9 protein-coding genes are annotated in these 12,329 nt (G+C 70.1%); 8 read left to right on the top strand and 1 reads right to left on the bottom strand.

The genetic code is table 11. The features are described from left to right. Window positions 1–436: 436 nt before the first annotated feature. From Pta02_RS20710 to Pta02_RS20725, 4 genes are all read left to right on the top strand, one after another. Window positions 437–673, top strand: coding sequence for a DUF4244 domain-containing protein (locus tag Pta02_RS20710; RefSeq protein WP_203876541.1), 237 nt, complete (start codon window positions 437–439; stop codon window positions 671–673). A gap of 158 nt (window positions 674–831) precedes the next feature. Beyond that, on the top strand, window positions 832–1,191 hold the full coding sequence (locus Pta02_RS20715; protein WP_203876542.1) for a TadE family type IV pilus minor pilin: 360 nt from the start codon (window positions 832–834) through the stop codon (window positions 1,189–1,191). Between the two features lie 141 nt (window positions 1,192–1,332). Continuing rightward, window positions 1,333–1,773 (top strand): Rv3654c family TadE-like protein, encoded by a 441-nt coding sequence (locus Pta02_RS20720; protein WP_275423596.1) that lies wholly within the window; start codon window positions 1,333–1,335, stop codon window positions 1,771–1,773. 458 nt (window positions 1,774–2,231) lie between these two features. Then, window positions 2,232–4,841 (top strand): hypothetical protein, encoded by a 2,610-nt coding sequence (locus Pta02_RS20725; protein ID WP_203876544.1) that lies wholly within the window; start codon window positions 2,232–2,234, stop codon window positions 4,839–4,841. A gap of 202 nt (window positions 4,842–5,043) precedes the next feature. Here the strand turns inward: Pta02_RS20725 and sftH are convergent, their stop codons facing one another. After that, complete coding sequence (sftH, locus tag Pta02_RS20730) at window positions 5,044–7,374, bottom strand: DNA 3'-5' helicase SftH (RefSeq protein WP_507763420.1); 2,331 nt, start codon at window positions 7,372–7,374, stop codon at window positions 5,044–5,046. A 170-nt stretch (window positions 7,375–7,544) separates the two neighbouring features. On the opposite strand from sftH, the gene Pta02_RS20735 reads away from it, so the two are divergent. The 4 genes from Pta02_RS20735 (at window position 7,545) to Pta02_RS20750 (ending at window position 12,314) form a co-directional block, all read left to right on the top strand. Next, a complete protein-coding gene (locus Pta02_RS20735) occupies window positions 7,545–7,895 on the top strand; it encodes an STAS domain-containing protein (RefSeq protein ID WP_203876546.1) in 351 nt (116 codons plus the stop codon). Window positions 7,896–7,897: 2 nt separating this feature from the next. Next, the gene (locus Pta02_RS20740; RefSeq protein ID WP_203876547.1) at window positions 7,898–8,344 is read left to right on the top strand and encodes an ATP-binding protein; all 447 of its coding nucleotides are present in this window, start codon (window positions 7,898–7,900) and stop codon (window positions 8,342–8,344) included. Window positions 8,345–8,980: 636 nt separating this feature from the next. Beyond that, complete coding sequence (locus Pta02_RS20745; protein WP_239131106.1) at window positions 8,981–11,323, top strand: sodium-translocating pyrophosphatase; 2,343 nt, start codon at window positions 8,981–8,983, stop codon at window positions 11,321–11,323. 523 nt (window positions 11,324–11,846) lie between these two features. Continuing rightward, the gene (locus Pta02_RS20750) at window positions 11,847–12,314 is read left to right on the top strand and encodes a SixA phosphatase family protein (RefSeq protein WP_239131107.1); all 468 of its coding nucleotides are present in this window, start codon (window positions 11,847–11,849) and stop codon (window positions 12,312–12,314) included. Window positions 12,315–12,329 lie beyond the last annotated feature (15 nt).

Consider the following 12,329-nt stretch of genomic DNA (forward strand, 5'->3'; position numbering starts at 1 on the left):
CATTCGCATTCCGTTGACACCTGCCCATGCGGTCCATCTGGATGGATGCCCCTCGAAGCCCGGCCAAGGCGGTTCGGTCGCAAACTTGCCCACTTCGTTCTCCATCGCAGCCGACCCAGGACGCTTGATTTCCAGCCGTGACGGGTTCGATCCGGCCCAGCTTTCGCTCGGTCCTCATCCACATAGGCCCTCGTCCCGCACAGGCCCTCATCTCGCACGAGCCCAGCCCCGGGCGGGCCCTATCTCGCGCAAGCCTCATCTCGTGTGATGTCCGGCTCGACCGAGAACACCACGTGGACTCTGTGGCTGTGGATGATCCGGCGGGTTTTCCACAGAACACCGTTCTCCTCCCCAGCTCAATGCGCGTGTCGACGAATCTGGTCCGACCGACGCCGGACGCAAGAGGACCGGCGTCACCGAGCCCGAGGAGGAAAGGATGGCTGGATCGCGTTCCGGTGGTCTGCGGCATGCTCTGTCGAGGTGGTGGCAGGATCGCCGGGCGATGTTGGTTGCGGGCACGAGCCGGGACCGTGGCATGTCCACCGCCGAATACGCCGTCGGCACGATTGCCGCGTGTGCCTTCGCCGCGCTCCTTTTCAAGGTCGTGACGAGTCCCGAGGTCCAAGAGATGATCACGAACCTCATCGACCGGGCGCTGAACGTGGCCGGATGATTCCGATGATCGCTCTCCGCCTCTTCCGTCTCCTTCAAGACCTGATGCTTCGTTCGCCTCTCCGGCGTGCCCCGTCGAAGGCGGGAGTCTGCGCACTCGCCGGACGCTCCTCGAAAGGGCCGGCGTCTCGGCTCCCCGTCCCCACCTCCAGGGGATCGGTGACGGCGGAGACCGCAGCGGCCCTGCCCGCCCTCGTGGTGGTGCTGGCCGCCGGGCTGTGGGCGGTGGGAGCGGTCGCGGCTCAGCTGGAGTGCGTGGACGCGGCCCGGACGGGTGCCCGGGCCGCCTCGCGGGGAGAGCCCCTCGACCGGGTGCGGAGCAACGTTCTCGCCGCCGCTCCGGCGGGAGCGCGAGCGGAGGTGGTCAGAGACGCGGAGCGCGTCCGGGTGGAGGTGTCCGTCGGGGTCGGTCCCCGCTGGGGTCTCTCCCTTCCAGAGGTGACCGTTCGTGGGACCGCCGTCTCCGCCGTCGAGCCCGGGGTGGGGTCATCCGGTGCCGTCGGCGGAGCGGGACGGTGAGGGAGTGGGACGGTGAGGCTGTCTTGTGTCCGAAAGGGCTGGGGTGAGGCTGTCTGGTGCCGTCGGCGGAGCGGGACGGTGAGGTTGTCTTGTGTTCGAAAGGGCTGGGGCGGAGCCGTCCGATGCCGTCGGTGGAACGGAATGTCCGGGCCGTCTTTTCGGAGGGACCGGGGTGAGCTCGTCCGTCGGCGGAGCGGAGAGCAGAGGCCGCTTTCTCCCCGGAGGGACCGGGGCGGGGCGACGATATGGATGATCGGCCTCATCGCGGTGATCTCCACGGTGGTGCTCGCGGTGACCTTCGCGGGTGCGGCCAGGGTGATCCGGCACCGTGCGCAGACCGCCGCCGATCTCGGAGCGCTCGCCGCCGCGCGACTCGCTTTCGCCGACCCCGATGCCGGATGCGCGGAGGCCGCCTCGCTGGCGGTGACGAACGGGGCCAGGCTCACACGATGCGTCGTGGGCGACGGTGGTGTCGCCACTGTCCGGGTCACCGTGAGCTTCACTCTGCCTGTGGTGGGGGTGGGGGAGGTCGTGGCGCACGCACGCGCCGGCCCCGTCCACATAGCGGAGTCCGCTGGCTGAGCCACGCGGCGCCTTCTCCGGATGAGAAGCGGTGCCTTCTCCGAACGAGAAATGGCGCGGCCTACCGGCAGCCCTGGTGGTGGAGGGCTTCGGGGCGGACGGTTCCAGGGGGCTTCCCCGCACCGGGTGGTCGGATCCGTTGTGATCCGTGGCAGGAGTCCGGCATGCAGATGATCTCGCAGGTGGGAGGCGGTGATCGTGCGAGAAGCAAGGTCGCAATCAAATCACGACTTCTTGGACTTCATGTCCAAAAGCCGGAAGCCTCTCATAAGGTTCCGCTTACCTGCCCTCCATGCCATCTCGCGCTCAGGCTTGGGAAGGCAGGTCGCGAGTCGCCCGATCGGGACGCCGTTCGCGGTGACCGGTCCCGCTCGCGGCCGGGGCCCGGGTCCGGACCGGTGGGAGCCGGTCTGGGGAACTGGCACGTTCGGTGCTTCGCGATGTGGAGCTCCGGGCGTGTGCGCATCTCGACGAAGGGAAGCGTCGTGACGACGGCTCGCAGACTGGTCGCCGTGATGGTGACCGTGCCCATCGTGTCCGTGTCCGCCGTTCTCGCGACGGCAGGCCCAGCACAGGCTCAGGCGCGTCTGGACATGCCGTCACGGGTCACCTCCAACCAGGGGGTGACGATCTCCGGCAAGGTCGACTTCGCGTTCGACGCCGTCCTCTACGTCGACGGTCAACAGGTCGCCAAGGGAGATCAGCGCGTCTCCTACACCTGGAATCCCCGAAGCCGTCCGAACGGCAGCTACCGGATCAAGCTCGTCCAACGGGGCAAGTTGCTGGGCGGCAGATGGGACGAGACATCCGAGACCCTGGTCCAGGCCGTCCCCCCGGCCACCCCCGGCGGGGTCGGTGTCCGGCTGCAGGGAAAGCAGGCCGTGGTGACCTGGAGGAAGGGTTCCGAGCCCGATCTACGGGGCTACGAGATCGCCACGACCCGGAACGGCAGGGTCGGCAGCGTGCGGGTGAACAGCGCATGCGGTGGCGGTTCGTGCAGGGCGACCCTGGCCGTTCCGGCCAAGGCCGCCGGGCAGCGGATCGGGTTCACGGTCCGGGCGCTGCGGAGCGACGGCGGCGGGGGCACCGTCGCCTCGGGGCAGTCGGCCGCGGCCATGGTGAGCATCCCCGCCCCCAAAGCGCCCAAGGTCACGGATTCCGACGGGAACGGCACCCGGCAGAGCACCGGTGACCAAGACGCCCGCAAGAAGGCCGACCGGCAGGCCGGCATCGAGAACCTTCCTCAGCTGCCCCAGAAGAAGCCCGCGACGGCTCGGGCCGAACCTCCGAAGACGGCGGTCGTTCCCACGAAGGTGCCCAAGCTCCCCGAGGAGGTCCGGGAGGATGACGCCCCGTCGTCCGCCGAGCAGAGCGGCGAGGGCACAACCAAGAAGGGTGCCGGGAACGGGACGGAGAAGGGCACACAGCCGGCTCCCGACTCGAAGCGAGTCGCCACCGAGACGGACGTCGTGCCGGCCGCCAACACGAACATCACGCCACAGTCGTCCGAGTCGTCGACCGGTGGGATGAGCCAGTACGGCTTGTTCATCGCGGGCGGCCTGATCCTGCTGCTGCTCGCCGCGCACGGCGGTGCGTGGTTCCGCCGCAAGCTCCTGGCCGCCGGTGCCGCGGACGCCGCGACCACCGGAATCGTGATGACGGCCGCTGCCGGTGCGGGCAGTGACCGGGAGGCCCGAACCGAGGGTGCCGCCGGAGCGTCCACAGCGGGTGCGGCCACGACGACCCCCCGGCGTCCCGCCGTCATCCTCGCGGTGTCCAAGACCCGCTATCCCCAGCCGCCCCCGGCGAGCCCTCCCACAGAGCAGAAAGCGATCCCCGCGCACACGACCCACCTCGAAGAGCAGCCGATACCCGGGACGCGAACTGTCAGGTCAGCGGAGCAGGACGTCCCCGAGGTACGGGGTGTTCAGCCGGTGGCGCAGCCCGTGCCCGAGGTGCACGGTGTCCGTCTCGTAGGGCAGTTCGTGCCCGGAGCCCGCGCCGCCCATCCCGTGCAGCAGTCCGCACCCGAGGTGCCTGCCGTCCTTCCACAGGAGCAGGCCGTGCCTGAGGTGCAAGCTGTCCGGCCGGTGGAGCAGGCCGCATCCGAGGTGAACGGTACCCATCTCACGGCACAGGCCGCGCCCGAAATGCAAGCCGTTCGGCCAGGAGAACAGGCCGTGCCCGAGGTGAACGGTGCCCATCTCACGGCACAGGCCGTGTCCGAGGTGCAGGCTGTTCGGCCGGTGGAGCGGACCGTGCCCGAGGTGGGGCCCGTTCAGGCGACGGCACAGGCCGTACCTGAGGTGCACGATGCCCGTCCCATGAGGCAGTTCGAGGCCGGGGCGCATGGCGCTCATGGTCAACGGCAGCCGGCATCCGGCCCGCAGGCCACGTCGCCCGCAGACGCGCAGACCCGGTTCCTCGAAGATGTGCAGGTCCCGTCCACAGCCCAGCAGGTTCCGTCCCCCACACAGGGGAAGGTGGTCACCGCGCACACCGTCGACCAGCAGGAGACCGGTCTGCAGGTCGGCAACCAGCGCGAAGCCGGGGCCTGGGCAGGTTCTGCGGCGTACGTGGTGGATCAGTCGGATTCGGGTGTACAGGCCGGGATTCGGGTGGGTTCTGCCGTCCATGTGATGGGGCAACCGCGCTCCGCCGTACGGGCTGAGGAGCGGTCGGGGAACGGCGGGCATGCGGCCGGGCGGTCGGTGCCTGTCATCCATGCCGTGCACACCGTGGGGCGGACGGACGGGCAGGGGATCCACGCGACCTCGGGGAGGGCTTCCGCCCAGCCGGATTCTCAAACGGACGGGGTGCCCGGCGAGTACGCCGAGTCCGTGCCGACGATCCGGCCGGACGCGGAGTCCATCGCCGGAGTGAACATGGTCACGCCGGTCGCGGCCCGGATGGGCGAGCGCTGGGACGACTATCTCCCGCCGGCGCCCCGGTCCATGGAGGACAGCGGCTTCTGGGAGCGCCCGCAGCCCGGCGCGACTGATTTCTGGGCTGCGGACGATGACGATTCCACGTACTCCGGTCGTCGCCGCCGTCCTGATGGGACCTGATCGCTGCGGAGTCTGACCGTGGTCGGGTCCGGCCGTACCGGAAGCCTGCGGGGAGCTCTGACCACTGAGGTGATCAAGGGGATCCGCGCCGGGAGGGGTGGTCACCCCTACGGAGAGGAGGACAGGGGGAGCGGGGAGGAGGTCGGGTCACTCCGTCGGTGGGGGACACCGGGTCACTCCGTCGGGATGGGAGGGCGCCGGGTCACTCCGTCGAGGTGGGGGACAGGAGGGTGGCGAGGAGGTGGAGGGCGCCGGCCTTGTCCAGGGGCTCGTTGCCGTTTCCGCACTTGGGGGACTGGATGCAGGAGGGGCAGCCGCGGTCGCACTCGCAGGAGGCGATGGCCTCCCGGGTGGCGGTCAGCCAGTCGACGGCGCGGGCGTAACCGCGTTCGGCGAAGCCGGCGCCGCCCTCGTGGCCGTCGTAGACGAAGACCGTGAGCAGGCCGGTGTCGGCGTGCAGTTCGGTGGAGACGCCGCCGATGTCCCACCGGTCGCAGGTGGCGAACAGCGGGAGGAGGCCGATGGACGCGTGCTCGGCCGCGTGGGCCGCTCCGCCGAGGTCCAGTCCCGTCTCCGCCAGGGACGCGACCGCGGAGGCGGGCAGCGTCCACCAGACCGCGCGGGTGCGCAGCGTCCGGGGAGGCAGGTCGAGTTCCTCGTCGCCGAGGAGTTCTCCGCTCTGCAGGCGGCGCTTGAGATAGGACACGACCTGCCGGGTGACCTCCACCGTGCCGAAATGGAGCTCTCCCCGGCCCAGCGGGCGGGAGCGGAGGGACTCCAGGCAGCAGATCTCCGTGACGTCCCTGGCGAAGGTCGTGTAGTCCGGCGTGCCCGCCTCGACGAGCGCGACCCCCGCGTCCAGGTCGAGCTCGTCCACGAGGAAGGTCTCCCCCTGGTGGACGTAGACGGCGCCGGTGTGCACGGTCGTGTGCGCCGAGGGCTCGTCCACGGTGCCCAGGAGCCGGCCGGTGGACATCTCGATCACCTGGACGGGCGAGCCGCCGGAGCCCCGGATGTCGGCGAGGTCGGTGGCCCGGTCCCGGCTGGTCCAGAACCAGCCCGTCGGGCGCTGTCTGAGCCGGCCCTCGCCCACCAGCCCGGTGAGCACGTCCTCGGCCGACGGGCCGAAGATCTCCAGGTCATCCTCGACGAGGGGGATCTCGGCGGCCGCGGCGCACAGGTGCGGACCCAGGACGTAGGGGTTGTCGGGGTCGAGCACGATCGCCTCGACCGGGCGGCCGAAAAGGGCCTCGGGGTGGTGGACCAGATAGGTGTCGAGCGGGTCGTCCCTGGCGATCAGCACCGCCAGGGCGTTCTGCCCGGCCCGGCCCGCCCGTCCGGCCTGCTGCCACAGCGACGCGCGGGTCCCGGGCCACCCCGCGATCAGTACGGCGTCCAGTCCCGACACGTCGACACCCAGTTCCAGGGCGTTGGTCGTGGCCAGCCCGAGGATTTCCCCGGACCGCAGCGACCTCTCCAGCTCCCGGCGCTCCTCCGGGAGATATCCGGCGCGGTAGGCGGCGATCGCGTCCGGCAGGTCCGCCGGGGCCCCGACGTCGGCGGCGAGGTCGGAGAGCCGGGCCCGGGCGGACAGGGCCACGGACTCGGCGGCGCGCCGGGAGCGCACGAAGGCGAGGGTGCGGGTGCGGGAGAGGGCGAGGTCGGCCAGGAGATCGGCGGCCTCGGCGGTGGCGGGACGGCGCACCGGAGCGCCCCTCTCGCCCCGCAGATCGGTCAGAGGGGGCTCCCAGAGGGCGAAGGTGGTCGCGCCCCGGGGAGAGGCGTCCGAGGTCACCTCGGCCATCTGGAGCCCCGTCAGGCGCCGTGCGAACGCCCCCGGCTCGCTCGCGGTCGCCGAGGACAGCAGGAAGACCGGGCGGGAGCCGTACCGGGCGCAGACCCGGCGCAGGCGGCGGAGGATCTGGGCCACGTGGGAGCCGAAGACGCCCCGGTAGCCGTGGCACTCGTCCACCACGACCAGACGGAGGCGACGCCAGAAGGACAGCCACCGGGAATGGCGGGGCAGGAGGGTGCGGTGGAGCATGTCTGGATTCGTCAGGATGTAGTTGGCATGCTGCCGGACCCAGTTGCGCTCCTCGAAGGGGGTGTCGCCGTCGAAGGTCGCCGCGCGCAGTTCGGGCACGCCGAGCGCCTGCAGGGCCCGCAACTGGTCGGCGGCCAGGGCCTTGGTGGGCGTCAGATAGAGGACCGTGCCGCCGTCGAGGACCGACATGAGGGCCGGGACCTGGTAGGAAAGGGATTTCCCCGAGGCCGTGCCGGTGGAGATGATCACGTTTTGGCCACGGTGGACCAGGTCGGCGGCCTCGACTTGGTGAGGCCACATACCTGTGACGCCCTGGTTCGCCCAGCGCGTAACGAGCGCGTCGGACACCCAGTCCGGCCAGTGGACTTGACCGGCCTGACGTGCTGGAACATGCTCCACATGAGTGACACGCTCACGACGTGCGGGAACATCGAGCAGACTGGACAGGAGAGGGTCTGGTCGCAACGGTGAGGAAGAGGACGGACTCACTGGTTTTCAGTCTCGTATCTCTGGGCAGAGTCGCCGGGAATCGTGATTTCGTATAGACACTGAGCGTACGCATGGTTGAATGCCGCGCGTCGGGGCTTGTCGTCGTGGGACCTCAGGGTCCCGGAAGTCACGCCCGAATCGGTACTTCGCAGGAAGGCGCTGGAGGATCTGTGGATCTGAAGTTGGACCACCATTCCGAGGACAGTCTCACCATCGTCGAGGTCGAGGGCGAGATCGATGTCTACACCGCGCCCAGGTTGCGTGAGCTTCTGATCGACCTCGTCAACAAGGGGAACTTCCACCTCCTGGTCAACATGGAGAAGGTGGACTTCCTCGACTCCACGGGTCTCGGCGTCCTGGTCGGCGGGCTCAAGCGCGTCCGGGCGCACGACGGCTCCCTGGAACTCGTGTGCACCCAGGAGCGCATCCTGAAGATCTTCAGGATCACGGGACTGACCAAGGTCTTCGGCATCTACGCCTCGGTCGACGAGGCCAAGGAAGCCCACGGTCGAGACAAGTAGTCATGGCTACCGTCGAGCTGACCTTCAGCGCCCTCCCCGCCCACGTGCGCACGGCGCGCCTGCTCGCCACGGCGATCGCCCGGCGCACGGGTGTGGAGGAGTCGCTGCTGGACGAGGTACGGCTCGCCGTCGGTGAGGCCTGCTCCCGAGCCGTCGAGGCGCACCGCCTCCACTGCCCGGGAGAGCCGATCCGCATCGAGCTGTGCGACGACTCGGGACGGTTCGAAGTGATCGTCACGGACTCGGCCCCGAGTGACGAGCAGGGGCGGGATTACACCTCCCTACGCTTCGACGACCCGCTCGGGCAGCTCCCCGGCACTCTGATGTCGGGGTTCGGCATCGCGGTCATCGTGGGACTGGCCGACGACGTCGAGGTCTTCCCGAGTCAGAAGGGCATGCGCATCCGCATGAGCTGGCCCGCGGCCGCGGGCGGCTTGTCCCCCGTCTGAGGGCGGCCCGATCACAGGCTTCCGAGCAGCCGGATGCGTCCAGAGGGCGCGTCCGGCTGCGCGCGTACGGGGATGACGGCGGGACCGCGGTCCGGGGGTGGGACCCGCGGCCCGGGAACGGGGCCGATCAACGGCATGACGCTCCGGTCGGGACCCGTCCACTCCGGACGGGCCCGGTGAGGCCGGCCGGGGTGCGGCGCGTCGGGGTTGACGACCGGGGTGCCGCGAGTCGGGGATGACGCCAGGGTTACGGCGGGCCGGGTGTGGGTAGAACCGGATTCTGGACAGCTTCTTCGGCGAATATCGGTAGGCCGAAATGTGGGGAATGTGGCATAGGCGGTTGATGCCTGCTCCCAAATGCTGGCAAAAAGGGTCGCGCTCCTGGGGATTAGCGGACGCGTCATTAATTAGCCACGTGTAGAGACTTCATATCCGCGTCTGCGCTGCGTAGACTCCCGGCACCGGCCAAGGTTTGTCCTCGGAGGCGGGCCGTAAACGGGCCCAATTCTGAAGGAAGTCTGCGGACGCAACCGGAAGCGGCACTGCCAACCACCCCGGATGTGCGCCGCAGCCCGCCGATCCACTCACCGCAGCGCACGCCGGGCAGGACGATCCCGTCTTGCCAAGGAGAGTCGGATGTCTGTGCTCCATCTCGCCGCCGTCGACGATACGGCGGTATCCCTGAGCGGTTCCCACCTCACCATCGTGATCGTGGTCGCCGCCGTCGCCCTGCTCGCGCTCGCCGTCGCCGGTGGGCTCGTGCGGGAAGTGCTCAACGCCGATCAGGGCACCGAGCGCATGCGGAACATCTCACGAGCCGTGCAGGAAGGCGCCGCCGCCTATTTGACACGGCAATTCCGCACGCTCGCCCTGTTCGTAATCCTGATTCCATTCCTCCTCTATCTGCTCCCCGCCGAATCGACCGGAGTGGCGATCGGCCGGTCGATCTTCTTCGTGATCGGTGCGCTGTTCTCCGCGCTGACCGGATTCATGGGAATGTGGCTGGCGGTCCGCGGCAACGTCCGCGTCGCCGCCGCGGCCCGCACGTCGGGCGAGAAGGTCGCCATGCGCATCGCCTTCCGCACCGGCGGCGTCGCGGGCATGTTCACCGTCGGCCTGGGCCTGCTCGGCGCCGCGATCGTGGTGTTCGTCTACAAGGGTGACGCCCCCGCGGTGCTGGAGGGCTTCGGCTTCGGCGCCGCGTTGCTGGCGATGTTCATGCGCGTCGGCGGCGGCATCTTCACCAAGGCGGCCGACGTCGGCGCCGACCTGGTCGGCAAGGTCGAGCAGGGCATCCCCGAGGACGACCCGCGCAACGCCGCCACCATCGCCGACAACGTCGGCGACAACGTCGGCGACTGCGCCGGCATGGCGGCCGACCTGTTCGAGTCCTACGCGGTCATGCTGGTGGCGAGCCTGATCCTGGGCAAGGTGGCCTTCGGCACCGAGGGCCTGGTCTTCCCGCTGATCGTCCCGATGATCGGCGTGCTCACCGCGATCATCGGCATCTTCGTCACCTCGCCGCGCGCCGGCGACCGCAACGGCATGGCGGCCATCAACCGCGGCTTCTTCATCTCCGCGGCGATCTCGGCGGTCCTGGTGGCCGCGGCGGCCTTCCTCTACCTGCCCTCCAGCTTCTCGGAGCTGGACGGGGTGAGCCCGGAGATCGCGGCCGTCAGCTCCGACCCCCGCCTGATCGCCATCGGCGCGGTGCTGATCGGCCTGGTCCTGGCCAGCGCCATCCAGATCCTCACCGGCTACTTCACCGAGACCAACCGCCGCCCCGTCAAGGAGATCGGCGAGAGCTCCCGCACGGGGTCGGCCACGGTCATCCTGGCCGGCATCAGCGTCGGCCTGGAGTCGGCGGTCTACTCGGCGCTGATCATCGGTGGCGCGGTCTACGGCGCGTTCCTGCTCGGCTTCGGCAACACCACCGTCGCCCTGTTCGCCGTGGCGCTGGCGGGCACCGGCCTGCTGACCACGGTGGGCGTGATCGTGTCCATGGACACCTTCGGTCCCGTCTCCGACAACGCGCAGGGCATCGCCGAGATGTCCGGCGACGTCCAGGGTGAGGGCGCCGCGGTGCTCACGTCCCTGGACGCCGTCGGCAACACCACCAAGGCCATCACCAAGGGCATCGCGATCGCCACGGCCGTGCTGGCCGCCACGGCGCTGTTCGGCGCCTTCCGGACGGCGGTCGAGACCGAGCTGGCCGCGGCGAGCGCCGGGGTCAAGGAGGCGCTCGGCTCGTTCAGCACCTTCAGTCTCGGCGTGGACTCGCCGAACGTGCTCGTCGGCCTGGTGATCGGCGCCGCGGTCGTGTTCATGTTCTCCGGACTGGCGATCATGGCGGTGGGCAGGGCGGCCATGCGCGTCGTGATGGAGGTCCGCGAGCAGTTCCGGACCCGGCCGGGGATCATGGACGGCACCGAGCTGCCGGAGTACGGCCGGGTGGTGGACATCTGCACCCGCGACTCGCTGCGTGAGCTGGCCACTCCCGGTCTGCTCGCGGTCATGACGCCGATCGCGGTGGGCTTCGCCCTCGGCTACGCGCCGCTGGGCGCCTTCCTCGCCGGCGCGATCGCCTGCGGCACGCTGATGGCCGTGTTCCTGGCCAACTCCGGCGGCGCCTGGGACAACGCCAAGAAGCTGGTCGAGGACGGGCACCACGGCGGCAAGGGGTCGGAGGCCCACGAGGCGACCATCATCGGTGACACCGTCGGCGACCCCTTCAAGGACACCGCGGGACCGGCGATCAACCCTCTGCTGAAGGTCATGAACCTGGTGGCGCTGCTGATCGCCCCGGCGGTCGTGGCGTACGCCGACAACGTGGCCCTGCGCGTCGGCATCGCGCTGATCGCGCTGGCCGTGGTGATCGCCGCGGTCGTCGTCTCCAAGCGGCGCTCGGCGGGCGCCCCTCCGGCCGGGAGCGACAACGACCGTGAGCCGGAGCCCGAGCCCGAGCCGATCGCGGGCTGAGACCGGTGTGACGGGGTGGTGGCCGGAGCGGGCGGAGGTCCGCCCGCTCCGGTCCGTCCGCGAGGACTTCCGTCGCCCCGGGGGCATCCGTCGCCCCCGGGGACGACATCCGTCGGACGCGGGGACATCCTCGGAAACGAGGACATCCGCCGCCCGCGAGGACATTCGTCGGACGCCAGGCCACCACCGGGAACGAGAACACCGCCGAAAAGGGGTGCACGCGACGTGTGCACCCCTTTCGCGTGTGCGGGCCACTGTGATGGGAAACTGTGCGACGTGACCCGCGAGCCTCCCGGAGAACGGCCGTCGCCTCCGCCGTGGACGCCCGCCGAGACCGACCGCTGATCCACCACGACATCTCAAGGGGAGGGACGGTGTCCGCCGGGCGAGGGCCCGAAGGCGGCGCCGGGAATCCGATGGAACAACAGTCTTCCGGGGGAAAGGCGCTCATCACGATCCTTGTGGCGATGGCCGCGGTGTTCGCGGTGATCGTCGCGATCGCCATGTGGGCGGCGAGGTGACGATGCGCACACTGATCGTTCTGCGGCACGCCAAGGCCGTCCACACGCCCGGTCTCTCCGACCCGGAGCGCCCCCTCACCGAGCGGGGCGAGCGCGACGCCCGCAAGGTGGGCGAGGCTCTCGTCACGCTGGGGCTCCGGCCCGACCTGGTGCTCTGCTCACCGTCCGTGCGGACCCGGCAGACCGCGGAGCTGGTCCTGCCCGGCGGGCCCATCGAGTTCGAACGCGACATCTACGAGGCGTACGCCGACGAACTGCTCGAACTGGTACGGCGGACCGACCCGCAGGTGCGCACGCTGCTGCTGGTCGGCCACAACCCGGGAGTCCACGAGCTCGTCCTGGGCCTCACCTCGCGGGACGGGGACACCGGCTTCCCGCCCGGCGCGTTCGCCGTCATCGAGACCGACGACGAGTGGGCCGGGCTGGACAGCGGGCGCGCGGTCACCAGGTGGAACCCGAAGGAGCACTGATCCGCGTGCCGCCGG

This window comes from Paraplanobispora takensis (assembly GCF_016863195.1).
GTDB lineage: Bacteria > Actinomycetota > Actinomycetes > Streptosporangiales > Streptosporangiaceae > Planobispora > Planobispora takensis.

What these genes read in the sequence shown, in the direction of transcription:
- Pta02_RS20710 (WP_203876541.1), top strand. Translation starts at nt 437, where the DNA reads ATGGCTGGATCGCGTTCCGGTGGTCTGCGGCATGCTCTGTCGAGGTGG.
- Pta02_RS20720 (WP_275423596.1), top strand. Translation starts at nt 1,333, where the DNA reads ATGTCCGGGCCGTCTTTTCGGAGGGACCGGGGTGAGCTCGTCCGTCGG.
- Pta02_RS20740 (WP_203876547.1), top strand. Translation starts at nt 7,898, where the DNA reads ATGGCTACCGTCGAGCTGACCTTCAGCGCCCTCCCCGCCCACGTGCGC.
- Pta02_RS20745 (WP_239131106.1), top strand. Translation starts at nt 8,981, where the DNA reads ATGTCTGTGCTCCATCTCGCCGCCGTCGACGATACGGCGGTATCCCTG.
- Pta02_RS20750 (WP_239131107.1), top strand. Translation starts at nt 11,847, where the DNA reads ATGCGCACACTGATCGTTCTGCGGCACGCCAAGGCCGTCCACACGCCC.